The organism is Streptomyces sp. CG4 (assembly GCF_041080655.1).
Lineage (GTDB): Bacteria > Actinomycetota > Actinomycetes > Streptomycetales > Streptomycetaceae > Streptomyces.
Window position 1 is genome coordinate 3765992 of sequence record NZ_CP163525.1, and the last position, 24904, is coordinate 3790895.

A 24904-nucleotide genomic window follows, 5' to 3' on the forward strand; every position below is an offset into this window, starting at 1 on the left:
ACCGGACCGCGTCCACGCTCCGGATCCACCCCACCCCGGACCGCTGACCTGGGCCGTAGCCCCACTCCGCCGAACCGGCCCCCGCCGAACCGGCCCCGTGCCGAGGTCGCCGCCGGTAGGGTCCGCACCCGTGACCGACGCGACCGAGAACGTCCTGACCGGCCCGACCGAGGCCTCCGCCGCGGCCGAGACCTTCCTGCAGACGACCCGCACCTCCTACGACACGATCGCCAAGGACTACGCGGCCCAGTTCCCGGCCGGCGGCCGGCACCCACTCGACCGCACCCTGATCACCGCCTTCGCCGAGCTGGTGACCGAGCACGGCTCGGCCCCCGTGGCCGACCTGGGCAGCGGCCCCGGCCACGTCACCGCGCTCCTGGACGAGCTGGGCGTGCCCGCCTTCGGCGTGGATCTCTCCCCCTCGATGGTGAGGCTGGCCCGCGACGCCTACCCCCAACTACGCTTCCACATCGGCTCGATGACGTCGCTGGACCTGCCGGACGCCACCCTGGGCGGCATCCTCGCCCTGTACTCGACGATCCACGTCCCCGACGCCCACCTGCCGGCGGCCTGCGCCGAATTCCACCGCACCCTGCTGCCCGGCGGCCACGTCCTCCTCGCCTTCCAGACCGGCACGGAGCCCGGCCGTCTGCACCTGCCCGAGCGCTTCGGCCACGAGATCGACCTCGACTACTACTGGCGCACTCCGGACCAGGTCAGCGCCGCGCTGACGGAGGCGGGCCTGGAGCTGGTGGCGACCGTACGCCGGGAACCGACCGGGGAGGAGAGCCGGGCGAGGGCGTTCGTGCTGGCCCGCAGGCCCGCCGGCGAAGCCTGAACCAGTCCGGCGGTCACGAGCCGGAGACGAGATTCGTGGCCGCTTTGGCGCTCTGGAGGGTTCGGGCCAGGGCGACGGCGTCACCGACGGCCCAGAAGTGCAGGTAGAAGAGGCGGGGCTGGTCGTCCAGAAAGTGATTGTGCAGCTCGACCACGCCGATCCCGCCGGTTCGCAGGATCTTGATGACCCGCTGCACCTCGCCGGCGATCATGACGAAGTCCCCGGTGGCGGCGGCACGCCCACCCCCTGTGGGGAAGAAGGTGACAGCGGTCGTGACTCCCATGGCGCCCGGCACGACACGGCCGCCGTCGCTGACCGTCTCCCGGCGGGCGAAGGAGAAACGGTAGCCGTCCTCGCTCCTTCCCTTCGCACCCAGCACGGCGTCGATGGCGGCGGTGTCGAGACCGGCCGGCGGCGATGTGTCGGGCTCCCGGGGCCCGGGGGTGGCCGTGGCGTCCAGCCCCGCTCGCATGGCGCGGGCGAGGGACAGCGGATCGGCGGAGACACCGTGGACATGCGTCCACCACAGTGGCGGCCGATGGGCGGGGAGATGCTTGTGAATCGCGGTCTGCGCCAGATCATGGGCCTGCAGGGCGTCGGTGACACTCTGCAGCTCGTCCTCGGTGGCGACCACGTCGCCCATGAGCATCGTGCTGCCGTCCGGGTAACGGGCGAACGCCGCGAACGACCCCTCCACCAGGCCACCGACCCCGTGCGAGGTCAGATTCAGGTCGTAGCGGGGAAAGGTCAGGCGGAACACGAGTCCGTCCGCACCCAGCCCACCCACCCCGCGCAGCGCCTCGGCCACGGGCTGCCAGTCCGCCGGGAGCGTCGCCACGGGCCGCTGGAGCGACTCGGGCACGTCACCGCGACCGTCCTCCCCGAGCCGGTCGAGGGCCTGCGCCACGGGAGCCTCGGCCAGAGCGGAGCCCAGTACGCCGCCTGCCACGAGGAACCCACGCCGCGACGTGCGCAGCGTGCTGCCGTTCGACTCCATGCGCCGTCCCCTTGCCCCTCGACCGACTGTTCGGATCAGACAGGATGAACGACTCGCACCACCGGGCCGTGGACGCCACGACCGGGTTTCGCCTGGTCGCGGGACCGGAGTACGGCGTTTGCCACGGTCACGCGGCCCCGAGCTCACACCACACGTACTTCCCGCGATCCCCGAACCGCGCCGTGGGCTGCCACCCCCAGTACTCCGCACAAGCCTTCACCAGCCCCAGCCCCCGCCCGTCCTCCAGCTCCGCCACCTGCTCCAGCGACCGTGGCGGATCCGGCGGAGCGGGATCGGTGTCCCACGCCCCGATCCACACGGTGCCCTCCGGGGTACGGCGGACCCTGAGGGCTGCAGGCCCCTTGGTGTGGCGTACGGCGTTGGAGACCAGCTCAGCCGCCAGCAGTTCTGCGGTGTCCACGATCCCGATCAGCCCGTGCAGGGTGAGGATCAGGCGCAGGGTGCGGCGGCAGACGGTGACGGCTCTGAGGTCGTTGGGGATGTAGAGGGTGTAGTCCCAGGCTTCATTTTCGGGCATGCGTCATCAACTCCGGTACAAAGGAGGGGATTTGGCGCGCGGTGGCATTGCCGCAGCCGTCATGGCAGGACAGCGCGGTGCACTTCCGCTCTGCGTGTGTTACGTCACTGACGGTAGACCTTTATTTGCAGACCGAGCAAGCGGATCGCGTAATCTGCCCCTGAACGAGTCACACACTCAGGCGTGTTGGACCGAGGAGCAGTTGATGGGCTTGAGGCGCGAACCGACGGCACGCCAGATGCGTCTGGGTGCCGAACTGCGCAGACTTCGCGACGCGGCCGGTCTCAAGGGTCGTGAGGCAGCAGACCTGCTCGGCGTGAGTTCCGTCCAGATCAACCAGATCGAGTCGGGACTCGCAGGCGTCAGCGAAGCGCGGCTGCGCCGGCTTGCCACTCACTACATGTGCACTGACGAGGAGCTGATCTCAGCCCTGGTGGCCATGGCAACCGACCGGACACGCGGCTGGTGGGAGGAGTACCGATGGCTACTGCCCAAGCCGTTCCTCGACCTGTCCGAGCTGGAGCACCACGCCACCTGCCTGCGGGAGGTCCAGTTCCTCTTCGTCCCCGGCCCCCTCCAGACGGAGGACTACGCGCGTGCCGTCTTCTCCGACAGAGTTCCAGAACTCCCCTCTGAGGAGATTGAGTTGCGCGTCCGTCACCGGATGCAACGCAAGACAGCCATCGTAGGTACCCCATATGAGGCGGTCATCCACGAAGCCGCACTGCGGATCATGGTTAGCGACCGCACCGCCTCACGGGCTCAACTCGCGCACTTGGTGGAGCGTTCTGAAGCAGGGCACGTCACCGTACGTGTCATCCCGTTCCGCCTAGAGGGTTTCACCGGTGCCGCGAACGCGATGACGTACGCAGGGGGCGCCGTACCCAGGTTGGACACGGTCGTGCGCGACGGCCCCTATGGAGCGGCTTTCATCGACTCAGAAGCCCAGCTCAGCGCCTTTCGAACGCTCTTTCATAAAATGGAGACCGTGTCGCTCGACCCCGAGCGCTCACGTGACTTCATCCACAGGCTGGCGAAAGAGCTGTGAGGCACCCATGGGCACCCCCGACAACTGGCGGAAGTCGTCCTACTCCGGGCCCGGCGATGGAGACTCCTGCGTGGAAATCGCCCCCCGCCCCACCCACATAGCCATCCGAGACTCCAAGGACCCCGCCCTCGGCACCCTCACCATCCCCACCGAAGCCTTCACCCCCTTCATCCAAGCCCTGAAGGAGGCGCAGCGCGCCTAGGCACCGTCCTGGCGAGGCATCGGCGCTCGTTGCATACGTCGAGTACGCCACGTGTGTGAAGGAGGTGGCTGACGCTGCGAAACGACCCGGTCCACCACATGGCGAAGGAGCTGCGATGCCCGCACCTGACAACTGGCGGAAGTCGTCCTACTCCGGCGGCAACGACGGAGCCAACTGCGTGGAAATCGCCCCCCGCCCCACCCACATAGCCATCCGAGACTCCAAGGACCCCGCCCTCGGCACCCTCACCATCCCCACCGAAGCCTTCACCCCCTTCATCAAGGCCATCCGTACCGGCGCCTGCCACTGAGACTTCTTTCTGGAACCTCCCTGGAAGGGTCCGCATCTCTCCGTGCGGTGGGGCTGGAGCGGTGACACCGGGTCCCGTGGGGATGTCTTCACCAGGGGGAAGTCTCATGGCGCGGCGGACACGGGCGGTCTGCGCTCTCAGCCTGGTGGTGCTGCTGGGTGCCGCTGCCTGCGGCAAGGAGCACGACACCGCCACCCAGCCGTCCAGAGGCTCTTCGGACGCTCGTCCCGCCGTGTGCGGATCGTCCCAGCTGAGCTGGAAGCTGACCCTTCTGCCGGGCAAGCCGCACAACACGCCGACTGCGATGCTCAGCGCCGCGCACAAGGGAGCGAAGCCCTGCGCCTTCGACGGTTACCCGGGGCTCGAATACTTCGTCGGCAAGGGACCGGCGAGCGACGCGAAGCCGAAGAAATCCACGCCGGTCCATCTGGTACTGAAGCCGGGCCACAGCATCGCGTTCCCGGTCTTCTACGACGCGGTCGGCTCGCCGTCCGAGAGCTGCGACATCTCGGCGGAGTACGACCCGAGCATCTCCGTGACGCCACCGCACCGCGCCCCGCACGACGACTACGGCTCCCTCGTGCAGCTGACCGACACGCGGGGGCACCATGTGCGGGCGCAGGTGTGCGGCCCCGACGACCCGCTGTTGGGCCCGCCCCAACTGCACTGAACCGCCTCCGGTCCACCCCGCCTGAACCCGGGCGCCGGCGCCCGTCACCCGCCGTTCCTCCTCGGTGCCCTCGGCCGACCCGACAAGTCGAGCAGTTGGATCGAATCGGCTGTGCCGCCCCCCTCCGATCCGCAACAGTGGGTGGGACGAAGTCCGGGAGGAACGTATGGAGAAGCACGAGCGCCGGCGGTTTCTCGGCGAGGTGCACGCCGAACGGGACCGGCTGCTGCCGCTCCGCGCGGAGGCGACGCGGACCACGATCGAAATGGTGCGGACGAGCGGGAGACAGGCCGCCGAGCCCGATCTCGTGCCCTATCTGAACCTGGCCTACCTGCTGGCGGTCAAGCGCACTCGCAGTGAGGACGAAATGCTGGCCTTCGCCCTGTCGTTGGCGAACTGGGCGGTCGCGGCGGTCGCCGACCTCGCGAAGTACACAGACCGGACCGTGGAGCAGGTCGTCGACGTGTACGAGACGGCGATCATGGCCGCGGCGGAAGCCGACGAAGAGGACGAAGCCGACGAAGAACCGGCCTGATGCGCCGTACGGCCCTCTCCCTCGCCGCGGCACCGGCTACGCCGGGCTCACCGCCGCCAGCCTGTGTACGTCCCGGGCCGTCCCGGTGACCCCCGCCAGGAAGCCCTGGGCCCGGGGGGAGGCGTTCTCGGTCAGCCATGTCGGGTCGATGTCGCAGACCGCCACCCGCACCCCGGTTCCCACCAGGGCCAGCGGCAGGGTGTGGACGACCGTCGACGGGAAGCTGAGGATCGTACGGCCGATGGGACCGCGGCGGGCGATCAGTTCCAGGGGGAGGTCCGGGCGGACGATCTGCAGGCCGGTCTCGGCGGCCAGGCGGTGGAGTTTCTCCGCGCTCTCCCGGCGGTGCGCGAAGTAGCGGGTCGCGCCGTGGGCCTTGGAGAGGGTGCGGACCGCTTCCACGTAGCGGTCGCCGTCCACGACGCCCGTTTCCACCAGGGACGTGCCCACCATGTCCGCGCCCTTGGTGATGCGCGGCGGGCCGAAGCGGGCCCGGGTCCAGGAGAAGTCGTTCACCGTGACCGTCACGCCCTCCGGGGTCTCCGTCACCGGCATGGAGGAGAAGACCTCCACCCGGCGGTGGGCGCTCGGCGTGAGGCGGCGGCGGGCCGAGGATGACACCGGCGCGAAGAGCAGGTCGCGTGCGCCGGGGCGGCCGCCCTTGCGGTGCCAGCGGACCAGGCGTTCGCCACGGGCGAGTTGGGCGACGAACTCCATCGTCGCCGTGCCGTCGTCCACCACGACCAGGTCGCGGGCCCGGGTGATGGTCAGCAGCAGTTGTACGTAGCGGGAGAACGGGTCTCCCATCACGATGCGGTCGGCCCGGCGGAGCGCCCCCGCCAGGCCGCCGATCGTCGAGAAGGGCGCGGTCGTGCCGCCCCGCGCGTTCTCCCAGCGCACCCGGTACCCCTCGTCCCGGGCCAGGTCCGCCATGCGGCGCAGCTGGCCCCGGCTCATGGGGTCGGTCGGGGACAGGACGACGACCGTGAGGTCCGCGCCGGCCGGTGGCGAGTCGCCGGTCACCGTCCGCCTCACCTGCGCGGGCACGGAGCCCAGCGGCTCCGGGTCCGCGCCGCGCAGGCCGTACAGATGCGCCCACTCCAGCACGTTCAGCAGCTGGACCGGGCTCTCCACGAAGGCGAGCGTGCGGGGAGGGTGGCCGGCCTGACCGGCGCGGGGGCTCATCGGCGTACGACCGTCCTGTCGTAAGGGAACCCGTGAGGGAACCGGTAAGGCGATCAGAACACTCAGACCGTGACCGGCTCGCCCGCGGCCGCGGCGATCTCCGCCTCGGCGACGACACCGGCGACGCGGCGCAGCTTCTTCATCGGGCCGAGCTCGGAGTCGTAGACCTTCTTGACGCCGTCGCCGAGGGAGGCCTCGATGGTGCGGATGTCGCGGACGAGGCGCGTGAGGCCCTGCGGCTCGACGGAGGCGGCCTGGTCGGAGCCCCACATCGCGCGGTCGAGGGTGATGTGGCGCTCGACGAAGGCCGCCCCGAGCGCGACCGCGGCGAGGGTGGTCTGCAGGCCCGTCTCGTGGCCGGAGTAGCCGATCGGGACGTTCGGGTACTCCTTCTCCAGCGTGTTGATCACGCGGAGGTTCAGCTCCTCGGCCTTCGCGGGGTACGTCGAAGTGGCGTGGCACATCAGGATGTTCTCCGAGCCGAGGACCTCGACCGCGTGGCGGATCTGCTTCGGGGTCGACATGCCGGTGGAGAGGATGACCGCGCGGCCGGTCGCGCGCAGGGCGCGCAGCAGCTCGTCGTCGGTCAGGGAGGCGGAGGCCACCTTGTGGGCGGGGACGTCGAACTTCTCCAGGAAGGCGACGGCCTCGGTGTCCCACGGGGAGGCGAACCAGGCGATGCCCTTCTCCTTGCAGTACTCGTCGATCTGACGGTACTCGTCCTCACCGAACTCCACGCGGTGGCGGTAGTCGATGTAGGTCATCCGGCCCCAGGGGGTGTCGCGCTCGATGTCCCACTGGTCGCGCGGGGTGCAGATCTCCGGGGTGCGCTTCTGGAACTTGACGGCGTCGCAGCCCGCCTCGGCGGCCACGTCGATCAGCTTGAACGCGTTCTCCAGCTCACCGTTGTGGTTGATGCCGATCTCGCCGCAGATGTAGACGGGACGGCCCGGGCCGACCTCGCGCGAACCGAACGTACGCAGACGGGAGTTGGTGCTCATCAGGGGATGTCCTTACTTGGGGAGGGAGTCGAGAGAGGGGCCGAGGATCCAGCTGGCGATCTCTCGGATCGCGCCGTCACCGCCGGGGACAGTGGTGACCGCGCGTGCGGCGCCGCGTACGACGTCGTGGGCGCTCGCGACCGCGACGGGCCAGCCGACGAGGGCGAAGCACGGCAGGTCGTTGACGTCGTTGCCTACGTAGAGCACGCGCTCCGGCGCGATGCCCTGCTCCTCGCACCACTGCTTCAGGGCGAGGTCCTTGCGGTCGATGCCGTGCAGCACCGGGAGTTTCAGCTTCCGGGCGCGGGCGGCGACCACAGGGTTCTGTTCCGTGGACAGGATCAGCATCTTCAGGCCGCTCTTGCGCAGGGCCGCGATGCCGAGTCCGTCGCCGCGGTGCACGGAGACGAACTCCCGTCCTTCGGAGTCGATCAGCACCCGGTCGTCGGTCTGGGTGCCGTCGAAGTCGAGTACGACCGCGTCGATGTCGTCGGCGGTCGGGAGGGCGTCGGGGCGGTCCGCGTCGAAGAGGGGCGCGAGGGCCCGGGCGCGGGCGAGGTCGTGCGGGTCGTCGATCTCCAGCACACGCGCCGGGTCGGTGCGGACCAGCTCGGTGTGGCCGAAGAAGCGGTGCTGGTGCTTGCGGAAGCCGGCCGCGGCCATGGCGTAGGCGGCGCCGGTCTCCAGCAGGTCCTGCGGCCGGTCCTGGCGGCGGGGGCGGTAGGACTTGTCGTGGTTGACGCCGAAGCCGCCGGCCGGCGCGCCGGGGGTGTCCGCGCCGTCCCGCCAGATGAAGCCGTGGAAGGGGGCCACCGTGACCGCCGTGTCCGCGCCGTTGTCCACGACCGCGCCGACCACCCCGTCGATGTCCTCGCGGACGAGGAACGGGCTGGTGCACTGCACGAGCAGGACCACGTCGACGGCCGCGCCGTGCAGCGCCTCGTGGGCGTCCATGGCGTGCAGGACCGCGGCCTCGGAGGTCGCCGTGTCGCCGGCGATGGCGGCCGGGCGCAGCACGACCTCGGCGCCGGCCTCCCGGGCGGCGGCGGCGATGGCCTGGTCGTCGGTGGAGACGACGACGTCGGTCACCAGCCGGGTCGCCCGGCACTCGCGGACCGCGCGGGCCACCAGCGGGATGCCGCCGACGGGCGCGAGGTTCTTCGCGGGCACGCCCTTGGAGCCGCCGCGTGCGGGGATCACCGCGAGCACCCGGCGCACCGTCGCGCCCTGTCCCGCTTCCGAGTTGGACATCCGATCTCCTTGAGAGGTCACAGCTCCCCCATCCGGCGGATCACCGGGGCGACCCGCTGCACGCCGTGGCGGTAGGCGCCACGCGCGGCGCGGCGCACGATCTGGCGGACCGCTCCGGGCTCCTTGTCGGCGGCGGGCGCGCCGGGCAGCGGGACGCCGTCGGGGCCGAGGTGGTGGCGGGCGAGGATGCCGGGCAGGTAGCCGGGCGCGGTCTCGGGGGTGTAGTAGGGGGTGAGGGGCGGCAGCCCCCCCGGTCGGTCCAGCAGCTTGGCGATGCGTTCACGCGCGGTGTCGAAAGCGGTGGCGTAGGTGCCGTCGGCGGCGACGCCCTGCCGGGACACCCATTCCGCGTCGGGCGTCGGCCGGTGCCCGGCGTCGAGCTGGTCCCAGGAGGCCAGGCAGCCGGAGCCGGTGAAGTGGTGGTTGCCGAACACCTCGCGCACGCCCAGGTCGGTCAGGACGACCGTGGGGATACGGCGGTGCAGGGCCTCCAGGGCGGCCGTGGAGCTGACCGTGACCAGCAGGTCGGTGCGGTCCAGCACCTCGCCCATATGGCCGTACACGAGGCGGAAGTTGGCGGGCACGCTCTTGCCCTGGACCAGCTTCTGGTACGGCAACTCCTCGATGTGGGTGGTGTGTTCGCCCGGCTTGGAGCGCAGCTTGAGCAGCACCTCGCGCTCGGGGTGCCTGCGGGCGTGCTGGATGAGCCGGTTCAGCAGGTACGTACGGTCCTTGCGGCTCTCCGGGACGGACGGCTGGGCCGCGAACACCACGGTGTACGGCTCATGTTCACCGGTGTACGGCGCCCCGCCGAGGAAGGGCAGCGCGACCTCGGTGACCGAGGAGGCGTCGGCGCCCACGCCCTCGTACACGGCCCGGAACCGGTCCGCGTCGTGCCGGGAGTTGGCGAGGACGAGGTCCGCGCCGTGCCGCAGCAGCAGTCCGTCGGCGAGCTTCTCGTAGACGACTCCGACGTAGCCGGTGACGACGACGGGGCGCTTGCCGGCGCCCGCCCAGGTGGCGCGCAGGCCGTGCAGCATGGCCTGGACGCCGCCGCCGACGAGCGCGAGGATGAGAACGTCGTACGGGTCTTCGGCGGTGCCGCCCATGGCGCGCAGGAACTCGACGCCGGTGACCTCGCGCAGGGAGTCGGCGCGGACGCCGACCTCCTTCAGCTGGCGGGCTGTGGGAGTGGCGCGTCCCCGCAGGAGGTAGCCGTCGAGCCGGATCCCGGCGTCCGTGGGAGCGAGGCGTTGCGCGGTGAGCGCGCCCCACTTCCACCGGGTGTCGGAATCGGCGAGGACGGCGACCCGCAGGGACTTCGTAGCACTTGCTGGCACGCCGAAGACGCTAGAAAGCCATTCCGAGGTTCGGCCCAACCCGAATGCAACAAACGGTTAACAGCACATCGCCGAATGGCGAATCGGGCCGTCCGGGCACGCGAAAATAACCTGGTTCACAGCTTCGCCACGTGCCGTTCACTCAGCATCAAGCAGACGGTCAAGACGAATGACGGGCTTCCCCCTAACGTCCCTGACGTGGTCAAGCTCTCCGTCATCGTGCCGTTCTACAACGTGCAGCAATACGCGCCCGACACGCTCAGGAGCCTGAGGGCGAACGCGCGTGAGGACTTCGAATTCATTCTCGTCGACGACTGTTCCCGCGACGGGACACCAGAGATTCTCGCGCGCGCGGAGCGCGAGTTGCCGGGGGCCGTCTTCGTCCGGCACGAGCAGAACGGAGGCCTCGCGACCGCCCGCAACACCGGCATCGACCGGGCACGCGGCGAGTATCTGACCTTCCTGGACGGCGACGACTGGCTCGCCCCCGGCTACTTCCCGCAGCTGGTCTCGGCCATGGAGGAGCTGGGCTGCGACTTCATCCGCACCGACCATGTGCAGTGCACGGCGCGCACGCGCCAGGTGTTCCGGGTCCCGGTCGGCCGGCGGCACACGGTGCTGAGCCCGCGCGAGGCGATCCTGCCCGCGGACCGGTCGACGTCCGTGGACTACGCCTACGCCTGGGCCGGCGTCTACCACCGCCGTCTGGTCGACAAGGGCCTCCTGCACTTCACCGACGGGCTGCGCACGGCCGAGGACCGGCCGTGGATCTGGAAGTTGCACCGGGAGGCGGAGTCCTTCGCCGCGGTGAGCCTGCTGGGCGTTTTCTACCGGCGCGGGGTCGCCTCGTCACTCACTCAGATCGGTGATGTCCGGCAGCTCGATTTCATTCGGGCATTCGATCAGGTTGTCGCAGAAACCGCCCAGGACCGGGACGCGGACGAACTGTTGCCGAAGGCGGTCCGCACCTATTGCGCCATCATTTCCCATCATCTGGGATCCATCGAAAGGTTCGAGCCCCCGGTGGCGAGAAAACTGAAATCCATGAGTGCCGCGGCCCTGCGGCGCATGCCGCAGGACGTGCTGGACGACGCGCTGGACTCGATGGACATCCAGCGCGCCGGCAAGCTGCGCCGGCTGCGCCGCCGTCCCGCCGCAACGGGGGCCGCCGCGTGACCACTCAGATCTTCCAGGCCTCGACCCTGTACGGCACGGCCACGCTCGCCGCCGCCCTGGACTCCGGCTGCTTCGGCCCGGCCGACCGGCGGATCCTGCTGGTCTGCAACAACGCGGCCGCGCCCGAGACCACGCCGGCGCTGGACGAGGCACCCGGCTTCGAGAAGCTGCGCGACCGCTTCGACGAGGTGATCTCGTACAACGAGACGATCTTCCCGTTCCACCCGGGCGGCTGGGCGCCCCGCGTGGACGACATGCCGCTGTGGGAACGCTTCCTGCGGCACGAGTGGCAACTGGGCGACGACGACGTGGAGTTGGCCGTCGAGTCGATCCAGGTCAACCCGTCCCAGGCACTCGCGCAGATCTTCACCGGCGCCCCGGTGACGGTCTACGCCGACGGGCTGATGAGCTACGGCCCCACCCGCAACAAGATCGATCCGCTGGTCGGTACCCGGGTGGACCGGGTGCTGCACCTGGACCTGGTGCCGGGCCTGAAGCCGCTGCTGCTCACCGAGTTCGACGTGCCGGGCGAGCTCGTGCCGACCGCCGCCTTCACCAAGGTGCTCGCCGCACTCGCGCCGTCCGGCGCCGAGGTGCCGGACGTCGAGGAGCCCGCGCTGCTGCTCGGCCAGTACCTGTCGGAGCTGGAGATCCTCACCGCCGAGCAGGAGGAGAACCTGCATGTGCGGATGCTGAGGGGCGCGGCCGCGCTCGGGCACGGCAAGGTGGTGTTCAAGCCGCACCCGTCCGCCCCGGCCGGCTTCACCCGCTCCCTGCGGCAGGAGGCGGAGAAGCTGAAGGTCGAACTGACCGTGGTCGACACGCCGGTCCTCGCCGAGGTGCTGTACCAGCGGATGCGTCCCGCGCTGGTCGTCGGCTGCTTCTCCACCGCCCTGCTCACGGCGAAGGCGCTCTACGGCCTGCCCGTCGCCCGCATCGGCACCGAGACGCTGCTGGAGCAGCTGGCGCCGTACGAGAACAGCAACCGGGTCCCGGTGACCATCGTGGACGCGCTGCTGCCCGCACTCGGCGACCGGGCCGCGGTCACCGAGCAGCGCTCCGGCATGGACGTCGAGGTGCTCGGTGCGCTGATCCGCGCGGTGGGCTTCGCGATGCAGCCGAAGATCTACCCGAGCCTGCGCTCGCACGCCGAGACCTGGCTCACCAAGAACCTGAACGCAAGCACCGTGCGCTACTTCAAGCGCCGGCGCCTGTCCTCGCTGGCCCTGCCCGGCGGGGTGCCCGCCCAGCTGGCGTTCATCCCGCGCAACGCGACGGTCCGCCGGGTGGCCCGCACCGCGCGCAGCCTGGGTCGGCGCGTACGCGGCTAGCGGCTAGCGGCTAGCCGAGTTGGAGCGTTGCCACGGCCGGAGCCGTCGGCGGCCGGACCGTGAAGACCCGAACCAGGAAGGAAACCGCACATGGCTGCTTCACCTCCCGGCGTCGCCACCGCACCCGGCCCCCTCATACCCCGTGCGGCGCCAGGCCCCGCCACCGGCGGGCGTGGCAGCCGTCTGCTCGCCCTGGACGGTCTGCGGCTCGTCGCCGCGCTGATGGTCTGCCTCTACCACTACGTCGGCCGCGGCGGCACGGTCTCCGCGTCCTGGCACGGGAGTCCGGGCCACCTCTTCCCGGCCCTGTCCCGGGCTGCCGTCTACGGCAATTTCGGCGTGGAGCTGTTCTTCGTCATCAGCGGTTTCGTGATCTGCATGAGCAGTTGGGGCCGCACCCTCGGCGACTTCTTCCGCTCCCGGGTCGCGCGCCTCTACCCCGCCTACTGGGTCGCGCTGGTCCTGATCACGGGGGCATCGCTCGCGCTGCCCGCCGTGGTCCACGCGGTCCGGCTGGACGAGTTCCTGGTCAACCTGACGATGCTCCAGCAGCCGATGGGCGCGACCCGCGTCCTGGGCGTGTGCTGGACGCTCTGGGTCGAGGTCCGGTTCTACGTGCTGTTCGCGCTGCTCGTCGTGTTGCGCGGGGTGACCTACCGCCGGGTGGTGCTGTTCGCCTGCGTCTGGACGCTGGCCTCCGTGCTCTGCCACAGCACGAACGACAACCTGCTGAACCAGGTGATCATGCCCCAGTACGCCCCCTTCTTCATCGGCGGGCTGGCGCTGTATCTGATCCACCGCTTCGGCAGCGACCTGCTGACGTGGGGCATCGTCGCGATGTCCTGGCTGCTGGCACAGCGGGAGGCCACCCTCGGACTGTGGGGCCCGCACCCGCACCGCGACCCGTACGTCGTCATCCTGATCGTCACCGTCGCCTTCGCGGCCGTCGCCGTCGTGGCGCTGGGCTGGACGCGGTGGGCCTCCTGGCCCTGGCTGGTCACCGCGGGCGCGCTGACGTACCCCTTCTACCTGATCCACGAGCACCTGGGCTGGTTCGCGATCCGGGTGCTGCACCGGGGGCTCGGCCTGCCGGCGTGGCCGACGCTCGGCGTGACCGTGCTCGGGATGCTGGGGCTGGCGTGGCTGATCCACCGGTTCGTGGAGCGGCCGTTCGGCCCGCGGCTCAAGAGGGCGCTGAAGGAACGGAAGTTGTCCAGTCGTTCATCTGGGCTTGGGTTTTGAACGGACCCTGCGGGCAGGCACCGTAGAGCCCACGCCGCACAGGCCCCCCGCAGGGATCCCACAGACGCCGCACAAGGGAGTGCCCACTCCGCATGGCCACCATCCAGGAAACGACGCGACCGCCCCGATGTCTCGATGACGTCCCCGGCTGGTTCCCGGTGCTCGACCAGTTGCTCTTCGACTGGTTCCTGAACCGGCAGGAATCGGCCGGGATGCGGGGTGACCTGCTGGAAGTCGGCGTCTATATGGGCAAGAGCGCGATCTTCATAGGGCGGCACCGGCAGCCCGCCGAGCGGTACACCGTGTGCGACCTGTTCGAGGGCGACGCCCCCGACGACGCCAACCAGGCCGAGTCGGCCAAGTCGTACAGCGCGCTGACCCGGCGGCTCTTCGAGGAGAACTACACCTCTTTCCACGACGACCTCCCCCGGGTGCTCCAGGGACCCAGCTCCGTGGTGCCCGCCGAGGTCGAGGCCGGCTCCTGCCGGTTCGTGCACATCGACGCCTCGCATCTGTACGAGCATGTGCACGGCGACATCGGGGCCGCCCATGATCTGCTGCTCCCGGACGGCATCGTCGTGCTGGACGACTTCCGCTCCGAGCACACCCCCGGTGTCTCGATAGCGACCTGGGAGGCCGTACTCAACCGCGGCCTGCGCCCCATCTGCCTGAGCACCCAGAAGCTGTACGGCACCTGGGGCGACCCGGAGCCGGTCCAGGAGGAGCTGCTGGCGATGGTGCGGGAGCGGTCCGACTGCGATCTGAGCGTCCAGGAGGCCGCCGGGCACCGGATCGTCCGGCTGAAGTCGAAGGGCATGCGGGCACCGGAGTTCCCGCCCGCCAAGCACGCGGAGGCCGCCGAGGAGCCGGTGCCGCAGGAGCAGGCGGCCCCGGCGCCCGCCGCGACTCCCGCGCCGTCTCCGGCTCGGCCCGCACCGCGCCGGAGCAGGAGCCGGGCCCGCAAACTCGCCGTCGACCTCCTCCCGCCGGTGGTCACCCGGGCGATCCGCAACGCCCGCGCCGCCCGGAAGTGACGGCTCAGCCGATCCCGTACCGCGCCCCGACACCCGCGACGACGATCGCCAGTCCCTCCTCGAACTGCGCGTCGTAGCCGTCGAAGAGCAGTTGCCCGGCCTCGGCGGCCAGCGGGTACTCGGCCAGCCGCCGGGCGCGTTCCGCCACGTCGTACCCCTCCCGGCGCTCGCCCGGGAGGGGCTGCACGCCCTGTTCCTCGATGACGAAGCCGACGGTGTACGCGCTCGCCGTACGGCCCGCGTGGACGGCCTGGTCGAGGGTGAACCCGGCCTCCGTCAGCAGCCGCAGGTTCGCCTCCAGCGCGGGGGCGTGCTCCGTGCCCGTGAAACGTGAGCCGCTGAAGACCTTCGCCCCGTCGCGGTAGCCGAGCAGCGCGGCCCGCAGCCCGCGGTTCGACCTCAGCAGCCGCTCCTGCCAGGTGTCGGCGGGATCGAGCGCGGTGCCCGCGACCATCCGGCGGTACATCTCCGTCGCCATCTCGTCCAGCAGCGCCTGTTTGTCCTTGAAGTGCCAGTAGAGCGCGGGCGCCTTGACGTCCAGCTCCTTGGCGATGGCACGCAGGGTCAGACCCTCCAGGCCGACCTCGTTCAGCAGCCGCAAAGCCGTGTCGGCGACGCGGCGGCGATCCAGCGGGGCACGTTTCTCGGGGCTCACACTTGACAGCTTAACAGCGTTAAGGGCAAGCTCATGGGCGACGGCACTTAACAACGTTAAGGGGATAAGTCATGGATGTCCTGATCGTGGGCGCGGGTCCCACCGGCCTGGCCCTCGGTATCGACCTCGCGCGGCGCGGCGTGGACGCACGGGTCGTGGAGCGGTCCGAGGCCCTGTTCCCCGGCTCACGCGGCAAGGGGATCCAGCCGCGCACCCAGGAGGTGTTCGACGACCTCGGCGTAGGGGAGGCGATCCGGGCGGCCGGCGGCCCCTACCCCAGCCAGATGGTCTGGAAGGACGGTGAGCGGGCCGACGAGCAGGTGCTGTTCGAGCCGGTGGCTCCGGACGAGGGTGCGCCGTACGCCGAGCCGCTGATGGTCGCGCAGTGGCGGACCCAGGAAGTCCTGTACGAGCGGCTGGCCGAGCTGGGCGGCGAGGTGGCCTTCGGGCGGGAGGTGACGGGCCTGGCGCAGGACGCGGACGGCGTGACCGTCCGGTTCGCCGACGGTACGTCCGCCCGTGCGCGGTACGTCGTCGCCGCCGACGGCGGCCGGTCGGTCGTCCGGCGTGCGCTGGGCGTCGGCATGGCCGGGGAGACGGTCGACCCGGCGCCGTTCGTGGTGGCGGACGTGTGGGTGCAGGGGCTGGACCGGGACTACTGGCACACCTTCCCCAAGGACGACGGCAGCGCCGTGGCTCTGTGCCCGCTGGCCGGCACCGACGTCTTCCAGATGCAGGTGCGGCTCCCGGAGGGCACGGAACCCGACGTGTCCCTGGACGGCATCCGCGCACTGGTGGCCGCGTACACCCACCTGGCCGCCGAGGACGTCACCGGAGTGCGCTGGGCCTCGGACTTCCGGCCCCGTACGGCACTGGCGGACCGCTTCCGGGTGGGCCGGGTCCTCCTCGCCGGCGACGCGGCCCACCTCCACTCCCCGGCCGGCGGCCAGGGCCTGAACACCAGCGTCCAGGACGCCTACAACCTGGGCTGGAAACTGGGCGCGGTGCTGCGCGCCGGAGCACCGGATTCAGTCCTCGACACCTACGAGGAGGAGCGCCGGGCGAACGCGGCGGCCATGCTCGACCTGTCGACGGGCGTACACCACGGCGAGGTGACCCGCGGACGGAAGACGACACAACTGGGGCTGGGCTACCGGGAGTCGTCCCTGAGCGTGGAGATGCGGGACAACCCGTCGGGCGTCCGGGCAGGCGACCGCGCCCCGGACGGCACGGTGGACGGCGTCCGCCTCTTCGACGCGTTCCGGGGACCGCACTGGACCCTGCTGGGCGCGGAAACCTCCCTCCCCGGCGTCCGAGCCCTCCCGGCGGTCCCGGAGTCCTACGGCCCGGGGGTCTTCCTGATCCGCCCGGACGGGTACGTGGGCTGGGCGGGCGAGTCGGCGGAGGGGCTCAGGGAGTATCTCGGGCGCTTCTCGGGGTGAGACGGTCAGTCGTCGCCGTCGAGGAGGGTGTCCACGGAGAGGTCCAGGGTGACGCCGACGGATTCGGGGATGGGGATGGTCTGGCCACGCTTGAAGCGGACGGGGTCGGGGTACTTCCCGTCGGTTGGGCCGGTGTACAGCAGGACCTCCTCGTGCTTGCGGTCCGCGATGAGGTAGACGGGGAGGCCGGCCTGGGCGTAGCACTCGACCTTGGGACCGAGGTCGTCGGACCAGTTCGAGGACGTCACTTCCACGACCATGCGGAAGACGTTCGGTGCGTAGTAGTTCTTCGTGACATGGGCGTCGCGGAAGTCCGGGTCGACGACGGAGAAGTCAGGGATCGCGAAGTCTTCGGGCAAGGTGGGCAACCAGAGCCCGACGCCCTGGACGTACTCATACCCCGCCTCAACGAGCCCCGCCCGATCGAAAGCCCTGCCCAGTTTCGTCAGCGACAGAGCGTGCGAACCATCCGGCGGCGGTGTCACAGTGAGCCTCCCCTGGAGAATCTCCACGCGGTGGCCAGGCAGTGCACGGGCAAGCTGGTCGGCAGCCTCGCCCAGAGTCAGCTCCTGCTGCAGTACGGCCATGGCGTCCTCCTCTTCGGGGCCCACTTTTCACGAGCGTAACCGGGTACGTGCCGCTTCCGCTCGTGATCACTCATACGGAGTAATCGCCCAGCTCAGAAAGCATCCGCCGGCACATGACTCCCCCACACCTCGCGCAGCGCGTTGCACACCTCCCCCACTGTCGCCCGCCCCCGCAGCGCCTCCCTCATCGGATACAGCACGTTCTCCTCCCCCTCGGCCGCCTTCTTCAGCGCGTCCAGTGCCGTGTCCACCGCGCCCTGGTCCCGTTCGGCCCGCAGCTTGGCCAAGCGGTCCGCCTGCCGGGCCTCGATCGCCGGGTCGACCCGCAACGGCTCGTACGGTTCCTCCTCGTCGAGCTGGAAGCGGTTGACGCCCACGACGACCCGTTCGCCGGCGTCCGTCTCCTGGGCGATCCGGTACGCGTTGCGCTCGATCTCGGCCTTCTGGAAGCCGTGCTCGATCGCCGCCACCGCCCCGCCCAGGTCCTCGACCCTCCGCATGAGGTCGACGGCCGCCTCCGCCACGTCGTCCGTCATCCGCTCCATCGCGTAGGAGCCCGCGAAGGGGTCGACCGTCGCGGGCACGTCCGTCTCGTGCGCCAGGACCTGCTGGGTGCGCAGGGCCAGTCGGGCGCTCTTGTCCGTCGGCAGGGCGATCGCCTCGTCGAAGGAGTTGGTGTGCAGCGACTGCGTGCCGCCCAGCACCGCGGCCAGGGCCTGGACGGTCACCCGGACCAGGTTGACCTCCGGCTGCTGGGCCGTCAGCTGGACGCCGGCCGTCTGGGTGTGGAAACGGAGCATCAGGGACTTGGGGTTCCGGGCGCCGAATTCCTCGCGCATCACCCGCGCCCAGATCCTCCTCGCCGCGCGGAACTTGGCGACCTCCTCCAGCAGCGTCGTACGGGCCACGAAGAAGAAGGACAGGCGGGGCGCGAAAGCGTCGACGTCCATGCCCGCCGCGACCGCCGTACGGACGTACTCGATGCCGTCCGCCAGGGTGAACGCGATCTCCTGAACGGGTGACGCGCCCGCCTCGGCCATGTGGTAGCCGGAGATCGAGATCGTGTTCCACTTCGGGATCTCGGCGGTGCAGTACTTGAAGACGTCCGCCGTCAGCCGCAGGGAGGGTTTCGGCGGGAAGATGTACGTCCCGCGTGCGATGTACTCCTTCAGCACGTCGTTCTGGATCGTGCCGGTCAGCTGCTCGGGCCGCGCCCCCTGTTCCTCCGCCACCAGCTGGTAGAGCAGGAGGAGCAGGGCCGCCGGTGCGTTGATCGTCATCGACGTCGAGACCTGGTCGAGCGGGATGCCGTCGAACAGCACCCGCATGTCCTCGATCGAGTCGATCGCCACCCCCACCTTGCCGACCTCGCCGTGGGCGAGGGGCGCGTCCGAGTCGTGGCCCATCTGGGTGGGCAGGTCGAAGGCGACCGACAGGCCGGTGGTGCCGTGGGCGATCAGCTGCCGGTAGCGGGCGTTGGACTCGGCGGCCGTACCGAAACCGGCGTACTGCCGCATGGTCCAGGGGCGGCCGGTGTACATGGTGGGGTACACCCCGCGGGTGAAGGGGTACGCGCCCGGTTCGCCCAGTTTCTCGCCCGGGTTCCAGCCGTCCAGCGCCTGTGGTCCGTAGACCGGCTCGATCGGCAGCCCCGACTCCGACTCACGCGCCATGGATGCCTCCGCAGTACGTCCTGTCACCCCTCACCATGCCCCGTCGTTCGACAGCGGTCACGCGGGGAAGCATCCCCGGCATGAGGATCTCGGGAAGACCCGCCGCCGTACTCGCCTCGGCCGCCGCCCTCGCCGCCCTCTGCGGCTGCACCGTGCAGCCCACGGACGCCAGGGCCCCCGACGCCAAAGCCAGGGCGCCCCTGCACGTCCAGACCCCGCAAACGCTGCCCGCGGACCCCACCCGGACGGCCCAGCCCGCACCGCCCGCCCTCGCCCCGGCTCCGGCCCCGGCTCTCACTCCCGCTCCCCGCGTCCTGTGGTCGCGCGGCGACAGCGGGCCCGGCGTACGGGAACTGCAGGCGCGGCTGCGCCAGCTGGACTGGCTGTCCGAGGGGCCGTCCGGCTCGTACGGCGCACTGACCGAGCACGGCGTGCGGGGCTTCCAGGGCAAGCGCGGGCTGCCGCAGACCGGGCGGACGGACACCGTCACCTGGCAGCGGCTGGTGTCGATGACCCACCCGCCCGGCACCTGGGAGCTGTATCTGATGGGCGGTCAGCCGGCCGGCGCACCCGACCGGCGCTGCCTGACCGGCCGCGTGCTGTGCATCGACAAGACGACACGGACGCTGCGCTGGATGGTCGACGGCCGGACGGTGACGACGACGGCGGTGCGGTTCGGGACGCAGTACACACCGACCAGGGAGGGCGTCTTCCACATCTACTGGAAGGCACGGAACTGGGTGTCGACGCTCTACCACTCGCCGATGCCGTACGCGATGTTCTTCAGTCGCGGCCAGGCCGTGCACTACTCGTACGACTTCGCGGCGCGCGGCTACGCAGGCGGCTCCCACGGGTGCGTGAATGTCCGGGACCAGGCCGTGATCCAGCAGCTGTTCGCGCAGGTGCGGGTGGGCGACAAGGTCGTCGTCCACTGGTGAGGGCCGGCTGAGAGTCGTCCACGGGCGAACGCCGTCGTCCGGCGAGCGAGGGGGGGAAGAGAGCGGGGCGCGGGCGGGACCGGGGGAACGTGTCCCGCCCGCGCCAGGTGCACGAGCCGTGGGTACGGGGGGAACCCCGGCTCAGTGCGATGGCCGATGACCAGTCGGCTCACTCAGTACTGCGTACCGGGCTCGAAAAACGTCACACCCCGCGCGAATTATTTTTCGCGGACCACGAAATCGCAGGTCAGGTGGGTGGGAGGGGGCGCGCTTGAGGGGGCGCGGGCTCAGAGCGCGGTGTCCGTCGGGCCGGGTGCCGGGACGAGCGGGGTGCCGGTCGCGGGGAGGGAGTGCGCCGGAGCGACGGCCGAGGAAAGGGGCGGAAGGGGCGGGATGCCGCCGAACCAGCCCGTGCCGCCGACGGACGTGCCCTTTCCGCCGCCGTCGCCGAAGTGACCGCCGTCACCGCCCTGGCCGTTCTCGTTGCCGTCGCCCTTGCCCTTGCCGCCCTTGCCCTTGCCGTTGCCGCCGTTGCCGCCGTTCTCGTCGCCCTGGCCGCCGTTCCCCTGGCCGTCGACCGAGCCGACGGCGGTCAGGACGACCTTGCAGAAGCGGCTCACCCGGGCGCTGCCGCCCGCCAGGTTCTCCAGCGCACGCCGGCGCCCGGCGTCCAGGCTCTTGCCGTCCCGCATGTCCTGGCAGGCCGCGGCGGCGTCCTTCCATCGGCTGCCGGGCGTGCCGGAGGGGTCGCCGGCGCCCGGCGAAGCGTTCTTGCCCGGCGGGTTGTCCGGTCCGGTGGCTTCGCCGGAGGCGCCGCCGCGGCGCGTGCCCGCGCCGCGGCTCGGGGTGCCGGGGCTCGGGGTCGGGCCGTGGCTGCCCTCCGGCGAGACCGAGGCGGGCGGCCCGTCGGAGGGCGCGCCGGCGGAGACGGAGGAGGCGGGGTGCGCGGGCCCGAACGGCGTGGGCAGCATCCCGGTCCCGGCGGCCATGGCGACCCCGCCGAGCGTGCCCACGGTCAGCGCGGCGGCGAGCGCCAGGCGCACCGGCCGGGCCCAGCGGGGCCGCCGGGCCGGGATTCCGGTACGGGCCGGGGCGCCGATGCGGACCAGGCCGGAGTCGGCGCCGGGCCTCGGCAGGGCGGGGGCGCCGTCGGCGTGGGCGACGGCGCTCCGTTCGGCGTCGGCGGCCTCACGGGCCTTGCGGAACGCGGCCAGGGCGGCCTGTTCGCCGGGGAGTTCACCGGTGGCGGGGGCCGCCTCCGCGGACAGCGCGCCGAGCACTCGGGAGAGGCGTTCGGCCTGGTCACGTGCGGAGGCGTCGACGGCTTCCAGCGGCTCACCGCGCAGCAGACGGTCCGCCGTCTCACGGTTCAGCCACTTGTCCTGCTCGTCGGCCATCACATGTCCTTCTGCGTCCGCGCACGCGTATCCGTCACAGTCGCGGACGACACCGCGCGACCGCGCGGTTCTCTCTGGGGTGGGAGCGCATCCAGCACGCCCGCCGATTCCGGATCGTCGCCGAGCAGCTCTGCCAGGCGTTTCAGGCCGCGGTGCGCCGCGGTGCGTACGGCACCGGCGCGTTTGCCGAGGGTCTCGGCGGCGGTCTTGGCATCGAGGCCGACCACCACGCGCAGGACGACCGCCTCGGCCTGGTCCTGCGGGAGCCGCGCGATGAGGGAGAGGGCGCCGTCGGTGGCCAGGGCCTCGATGGCCTCGCCGGCCGTGTCGGACTCGGCGGCCCGGCCGGTCAGCTCCGTCTCGTCGCCGCCTATGACGGGGCGGCGGCCGCGCATCCGTATGTGGTCCAGGGCGCGGTTACGGGCGATCCGGGCGGCCCAGCCACGGAAGCGGTCGGCGTCTCCGCTGAACCGGTCGAGGTCGCGGGCGATCTGCAACCAGGCCTCGGACGCGACGTCCTCGGCGTCCGGATCACCGACCAGCGTGCGGACATACCCGAGCAGCCGCGGTTGCACGGCGCGATACACCGTACGAAATGCGGCCTCGTCTCCGTCCTGGGCCGCACGCACCGCGGCGGTCAGCTCCGCGTCGTCCCCCAGCACCTGACTCCCTTTACGCCTGTTTCCCGGTCCGGCGCGAAAGGCACGTTACGGCGTGAAACCGCGCCTCGTCCATGTCCGTAGAAGATGCAACTAACTGTTGACAAGGTGCGGGTGTGCGCAGGGTAAGGGCCGAGCGTGGTCGGGGTGTGACAGAAAACGCACTCCCGGCGCTGAAGGAAGTACGGGTCGCGCGCGGCCCGTCAGCGCGACGGCCGGGGCCTCTCCTGTGGGGGGTGGCGGCCCCGGCCGTTGCCCCGGCACCTACCCCTCTGACCTGCGACGATGCGGGGTGCCACCCGTCGCCGTGCCCAGCAGCGTGACCAGCGCGTCCGGCACTTCACGCGATGCCTCCCAGGCCGATGCGCCGAGCCGTCCCGGTCGCGGGCCTGCCGGTGAGTGATGCCTCACATTCGCGGAGACCTCCACGGGGTCCTCCCCCGCGTACGACGGCGAAGGGTGTCCTCGCGGCAGGGGCCCGGCATGCCCTGCAAGATCTCCACCAGGTAGCCTCATCCCCGAGCACCGCTCAGCAAGGAGAAGACCGTGGCGCGTTCTGCAGCTGGTTGAACTGCACATGTCGAAGGCCAACTTAACCACCCGGCGGTCCTTCGTGCTCGGGTGCGCGGCGATGGTGCCCGCCCTGGCACAGGGCCTCTCACCGTCACACTCTGCGGATCGCCCTGCCAGCCTCGATGAGGAGACCGTAGCCTTGACGACGCCCACCGCAGGCCTTGTGCGCTTCCCCGCCGGGTTCCGCTGGGGCTCCTCCAGCTCGGCCACCCAGACCCAGGGTGCGACTCCGGCAGACAACTGGTGGGGCTGGGAGCAAGCCGGCAAGGCGCCCGCCAGCGGCGACGGAAACGGCTTCGGCGACCGGTACGCGGCCGACTTCGCCCTGCTGGCCGACTGGGGATTCGGCGACTACCGGCTGTCGCTGGACTGGGCTCGGCTCGAACCGCAACCAGGCCGGCACGACGCCCGGGCCATCGAGCACTACCGGCACATCCTGCAGGCCGGCCGCCGGTCGGGGCTGAGCCTATGGGTCTGTCTCCTGCATACCGCCCTGCCGAAGTGGTTCGCCGCCGACGGCGGATTCCTCGCTCCCTCGGCCCACGCCACGTGGGCCCGCCACGTCGACTTCATCGGCGAGACCTTCGGCGACCTGGCCGACGGCTGGATGCCGGTCAACAACCCCTTCAGCTACGCGCTCAAGGGCTACCTGGCCGGCACGTTCCCGCCGGGACACACTTCGCGCGACGAGTTCCGCACGGTCCTTCGGGCCATCCACCAGGCCGACTTCGAGGCGGCCCTGCGCCTGCGCCAGGGCGGTCGGCCCACCGCCACGAACGAGTCGCTGGCCGTGCCGCACCCGGCCGACGACAGCGCGGCCGCCGCGGCGGCGACGGCCGATCTGGATGCGGCCGTGTGGGACTCGTGGCTCTCCCTCGCACGCACGCCGCGGTACGAAAGCGCATTCGATCTCTACGGCTTCAGCTACTACTACAACCCGGCCATCACCGCCGAGGGGAAGATCATCCCCTATCCGGCCGGTGAACCGGTCGGCCCGCAAGGCTACGTCGTCTGGCCGGAGGGCTTGGGCCAGGTCCTCACCCGCCTGCGCACAGAACTGCCGGGCAAGCGCTACCTGGTGGCCGAGATCGGCTACGGCGGTGACGACGACACCCAGCGCATCGCCTACCTGACCGCCGCGCTTCGCCAGGTCGCCGATGCGCTCGCCGGCGGTATGGACATCGCCGGCGTCCACCTGTGGACAGCGGTGGACAACTACGAGTGGCTGAACGGATTCTCCGTCCCCTTCGGGCTGTTCGACCACAACCGCGAGCCTCGCCCCAGCGCCACCGCCATCCAGGCTCTGATGCGGGCCTAGCCACCTGCGGCCGACCTCCCCATCCCGGTGGCCGGGGAGGGCCCGATGACCGACCGGCCGAATAAGTTACCGAAGACAACAAAACGTTTCGATAACGCCTTGGCCGTGTGTCACCTCTTGGCCATCACCGGGTACCCGACAGCTGCTGTCTCGCAGTTGCGTGGCGACGCGAAAAGACCAGGTCACTGCAGTGATCACCTGAAGCGGCAGGTGAGGGAGCGTCTCACGTGAGGCGACCAGCCGGGGGTGGGTCGTCATTTCGACTGTGTACTGTCCTCTTCGCCAGTTCCGGCGCGAAACCGACAGGTCAGCCCGGGTACTGCGTGGGTGCGGCCGCGCTGATGGCTGGCCCGTGTCCCAGGGCCTTGCAGGAGGAGCACATGTGGTGGCGCAGCAAAGCGCCGTTGTCGCCTCGCGCGTTGCACAAGCGGTGTGTGCGGCTTCTTGCTGATCTGCCCATGCCCAGCCCTTTCAGTGTGGACGCGCTGGTGCGGAACATGGAGGATGCGCGGGGTCGCTCCATCCACCTGGTGGAGCTTGCCGAGCCCGAGGGCGGGCTGCGCGCCGCGTGCGGTCTGCGCGTCAGGACCGACCAGGTCACGTACGTGTTGTACCGGCGCCGGCCGACGCAGACGGGGACCGAGCACACGATCCTTCACGAGCTCTGCCATGAGTGGTTCGACCACGGCACCACCTTGGGCCGGCAGGAGATCGAGCAGTACATCCCGGGCGATCTCTACCAAGGGCTCCTCGGCCGTCTCGGTCCCGGTGCGGTGGTCCAGGCGCGGGCCCGCTACGACACCCCCGAAGAGCAGGAGGCGGAGCTTTCGGCCTCGCTCATCAAGCGGATCGTCCGCCAACAGCCCTCGGCGGGCGAGGACATGGTCAGCCTTCTTGAGGACTCCCTGTCCCACCCCGTCGCCCCTCCGCGCCTCCGCGGGACGCGGTAACTGCTTTCGGGCCC

At 70.8% G+C, this 24904-nt stretch carries 25 protein-coding genes; 14 read left to right on the forward strand and 11 right to left on the reverse strand.

What is annotated here, in order from left to right:
• Window positions 1-154 precede the first annotated feature (154 nt).
• Entirely contained in the window at window positions 155-838 is a 684-nt protein-coding gene (locus AB5L52_RS17005) for a class I SAM-dependent methyltransferase (protein WP_351021654.1), read from the forward strand.
• Between the two features lie 13 nt (window positions 839-851).
• Here AB5L52_RS17005 and AB5L52_RS17010 read toward each other — a convergent pair whose 3' ends face one another.
• Window positions 852-1835, reverse strand: coding sequence for a DUF1259 domain-containing protein (locus AB5L52_RS17010; protein WP_369364839.1), 984 nt, complete (start codon window positions 1833-1835; stop codon window positions 852-854).
• 127 nt (window positions 1836-1962) lie between these two features.
• Window positions 1963-2373 carry an ATP-binding protein gene (locus AB5L52_RS17015; RefSeq protein WP_351021343.1) on the reverse strand — a complete coding sequence of 137 codons (411 nt, stop codon included), beginning with the start codon at window positions 2371-2373 and terminating at the stop codon, window positions 1963-1965.
• A 205-nt stretch (window positions 2374-2578) separates the two neighbouring features.
• Between AB5L52_RS17015 and AB5L52_RS17020 the strand changes: the two genes are divergently transcribed.
• The 5 genes from AB5L52_RS17020 to AB5L52_RS17040 all read left to right on the forward strand — a co-directional run bounded on the left by AB5L52_RS17020 (window position 2579) and on the right by AB5L52_RS17040 (window position 5138).
• On the forward strand, window positions 2579-3421 hold the full coding sequence (locus AB5L52_RS17020; RefSeq protein ID WP_351021345.1) for a helix-turn-helix transcriptional regulator: 843 nt from the start codon (window positions 2579-2581) through the stop codon (window positions 3419-3421).
• 7 nt (window positions 3422-3428) lie between these two features.
• Window positions 3429-3623, forward strand: a complete 195-nt coding sequence (locus AB5L52_RS17025; protein WP_351021346.1) for a DUF397 domain-containing protein — start codon at window positions 3429-3431, stop codon at window positions 3621-3623.
• A 115-nt stretch (window positions 3624-3738) separates the two neighbouring features.
• On the forward strand, window positions 3739-3933 hold the full coding sequence (locus tag AB5L52_RS17030) for a DUF397 domain-containing protein (protein WP_369364841.1): 195 nt from the start codon (window positions 3739-3741) through the stop codon (window positions 3931-3933).
• Window positions 3934-4039: 106 nt separating this feature from the next.
• Window positions 4040-4603, forward strand: coding sequence for a DUF4232 domain-containing protein (locus AB5L52_RS17035; RefSeq protein ID WP_369364842.1), 564 nt, complete (start codon window positions 4040-4042; stop codon window positions 4601-4603).
• A 166-nt stretch (window positions 4604-4769) separates the two neighbouring features.
• Window positions 4770-5138, forward strand: coding sequence for a hypothetical protein (locus AB5L52_RS17040; protein WP_351021352.1), 369 nt, complete (start codon window positions 4770-4772; stop codon window positions 5136-5138).
• Between the two features lie 36 nt (window positions 5139-5174).
• On the opposite strand, the gene AB5L52_RS17045 is transcribed toward AB5L52_RS17040, so the two are convergent.
• The 4 genes from AB5L52_RS17045 to AB5L52_RS17060 all read right to left on the reverse strand — a co-directional run bounded on the left by AB5L52_RS17045 (window position 5175) and on the right by AB5L52_RS17060 (window position 9915).
• Window positions 5175-6323 (reverse strand): hypothetical protein, encoded by a 1149-nt coding sequence (locus AB5L52_RS17045; RefSeq protein ID WP_351021353.1) that lies wholly within the window; start codon window positions 6321-6323, stop codon window positions 5175-5177.
• Window positions 6324-6385: 62 nt separating this feature from the next.
• Window positions 6386-7324, reverse strand: a complete 939-nt coding sequence (locus AB5L52_RS17050; protein ID WP_351021355.1) for an N-acetylneuraminate synthase family protein — start codon at window positions 7322-7324, stop codon at window positions 6386-6388.
• A 12-nt stretch (window positions 7325-7336) separates the two neighbouring features.
• Complete coding sequence (locus tag AB5L52_RS17055) at window positions 7337-8575, reverse strand: NTP transferase domain-containing protein (protein WP_369364844.1); 1239 nt, start codon at window positions 8573-8575, stop codon at window positions 7337-7339.
• Window positions 8576-8592: 17 nt separating this feature from the next.
• Window positions 8593-9915, reverse strand: coding sequence for a DUF6716 putative glycosyltransferase (locus tag AB5L52_RS17060; protein ID WP_351561661.1), 1323 nt, complete (start codon window positions 9913-9915; stop codon window positions 8593-8595).
• Window positions 9916-10113: 198 nt separating this feature from the next.
• On the opposite strand from AB5L52_RS17060, the gene AB5L52_RS17065 reads away from it, so the two are divergent.
• The 4 genes from AB5L52_RS17065 to AB5L52_RS17080 all read left to right on the forward strand — a co-directional run bounded on the left by AB5L52_RS17065 (window position 10114) and on the right by AB5L52_RS17080 (window position 14698).
• Complete coding sequence (locus tag AB5L52_RS17065) at window positions 10114-11091, forward strand: glycosyltransferase family 2 protein (protein ID WP_351021656.1); 978 nt, start codon at window positions 10114-10116, stop codon at window positions 11089-11091.
• Window positions 11088-12422 carry an alpha-2,8-polysialyltransferase family protein gene (locus tag AB5L52_RS17070; protein WP_351561659.1) on the forward strand — a complete coding sequence of 445 codons (1335 nt, stop codon included), beginning with the start codon at window positions 11088-11090 and terminating at the stop codon, window positions 12420-12422. Before AB5L52_RS17065 ends, AB5L52_RS17070 begins: the two co-directional genes overlap by 4 nt.
• Window positions 12423-12512: 90 nt before the next feature.
• Entirely contained in the window at window positions 12513-13664 is a 1152-nt protein-coding gene (locus tag AB5L52_RS17075) for an acyltransferase (RefSeq protein WP_351021363.1), read from the forward strand.
• A 92-nt stretch (window positions 13665-13756) separates the two neighbouring features.
• The gene (locus tag AB5L52_RS17080) at window positions 13757-14698 is read left to right on the forward strand and encodes a class I SAM-dependent methyltransferase (protein ID WP_369364846.1); all 942 of its coding nucleotides are present in this window, start codon (window positions 13757-13759) and stop codon (window positions 14696-14698) included.
• A 4-nt stretch (window positions 14699-14702) separates the two neighbouring features.
• Here AB5L52_RS17080 and AB5L52_RS17085 read toward each other — a convergent pair whose 3' ends face one another.
• The gene (locus AB5L52_RS17085; RefSeq protein WP_369364848.1) at window positions 14703-15353 is read right to left on the reverse strand and encodes a TetR/AcrR family transcriptional regulator C-terminal domain-containing protein; all 651 of its coding nucleotides are present in this window, start codon (window positions 15351-15353) and stop codon (window positions 14703-14705) included.
• Window positions 15354-15424: 71 nt separating this feature from the next.
• Between AB5L52_RS17085 and AB5L52_RS17090 the strand changes: the two genes are divergently transcribed.
• Window positions 15425-16795 (forward strand): FAD-dependent monooxygenase, encoded by a 1371-nt coding sequence (locus AB5L52_RS17090; RefSeq protein WP_369364850.1) that lies wholly within the window; start codon window positions 15425-15427, stop codon window positions 16793-16795.
• Window positions 16796-16800: 5 nt separating this feature from the next.
• On the opposite strand, the gene AB5L52_RS17095 is transcribed toward AB5L52_RS17090, so the two are convergent.
• Both AB5L52_RS17095 and AB5L52_RS17100 read right to left on the reverse strand, forming a co-directional pair.
• On the reverse strand, window positions 16801-17382 hold the full coding sequence (locus AB5L52_RS17095) for a Uma2 family endonuclease (protein WP_351021371.1): 582 nt from the start codon (window positions 17380-17382) through the stop codon (window positions 16801-16803).
• Window positions 17383-17474: 92 nt separating this feature from the next.
• A complete protein-coding gene (locus AB5L52_RS17100) occupies window positions 17475-19055 on the reverse strand; it encodes a methylmalonyl-CoA mutase (protein WP_369364853.1) in 1581 nt (526 codons plus the stop codon).
• 80 nt (window positions 19056-19135) lie between these two features.
• Here AB5L52_RS17100 and AB5L52_RS17105 point away from each other — a divergent pair, with 80 nt between their 5' ends.
• Window positions 19136-19993, forward strand: a complete 858-nt coding sequence (locus tag AB5L52_RS17105) for a L,D-transpeptidase family protein (protein ID WP_369364855.1) — start codon at window positions 19136-19138, stop codon at window positions 19991-19993.
• Window positions 19994-20280: 287 nt separating this feature from the next.
• Here the strand turns inward: AB5L52_RS17105 and AB5L52_RS17110 are convergent, their stop codons facing one another.
• Both AB5L52_RS17110 and AB5L52_RS17115 read right to left on the reverse strand, forming a co-directional pair.
• Window positions 20281-21390, reverse strand: coding sequence for a hypothetical protein (locus AB5L52_RS17110; protein ID WP_369364856.1), 1110 nt, complete (start codon window positions 21388-21390; stop codon window positions 20281-20283).
• On the reverse strand, window positions 21390-22052 hold the full coding sequence (locus tag AB5L52_RS17115; RefSeq protein ID WP_351021379.1) for an RNA polymerase sigma factor: 663 nt from the start codon (window positions 22050-22052) through the stop codon (window positions 21390-21392). The genes AB5L52_RS17110 and AB5L52_RS17115 overlap by 1 nt, the downstream gene beginning before the upstream one ends.
• 709 nt (window positions 22053-22761) lie before the next feature.
• Between AB5L52_RS17115 and AB5L52_RS17120 the strand changes: the two genes are divergently transcribed.
• Window positions 22762-23940 carry a family 1 glycosylhydrolase gene (locus AB5L52_RS17120; RefSeq protein ID WP_351021381.1) on the forward strand — a complete coding sequence of 393 codons (1179 nt, stop codon included), beginning with the start codon at window positions 22762-22764 and terminating at the stop codon, window positions 23938-23940.
• 458 nt (window positions 23941-24398) lie between these two features.
• Complete coding sequence (locus AB5L52_RS17125; protein WP_351021383.1) at window positions 24399-24890, forward strand: hypothetical protein; 492 nt, start codon at window positions 24399-24401, stop codon at window positions 24888-24890.
• Window positions 24891-24904: the final 14 nt, after the last annotated feature.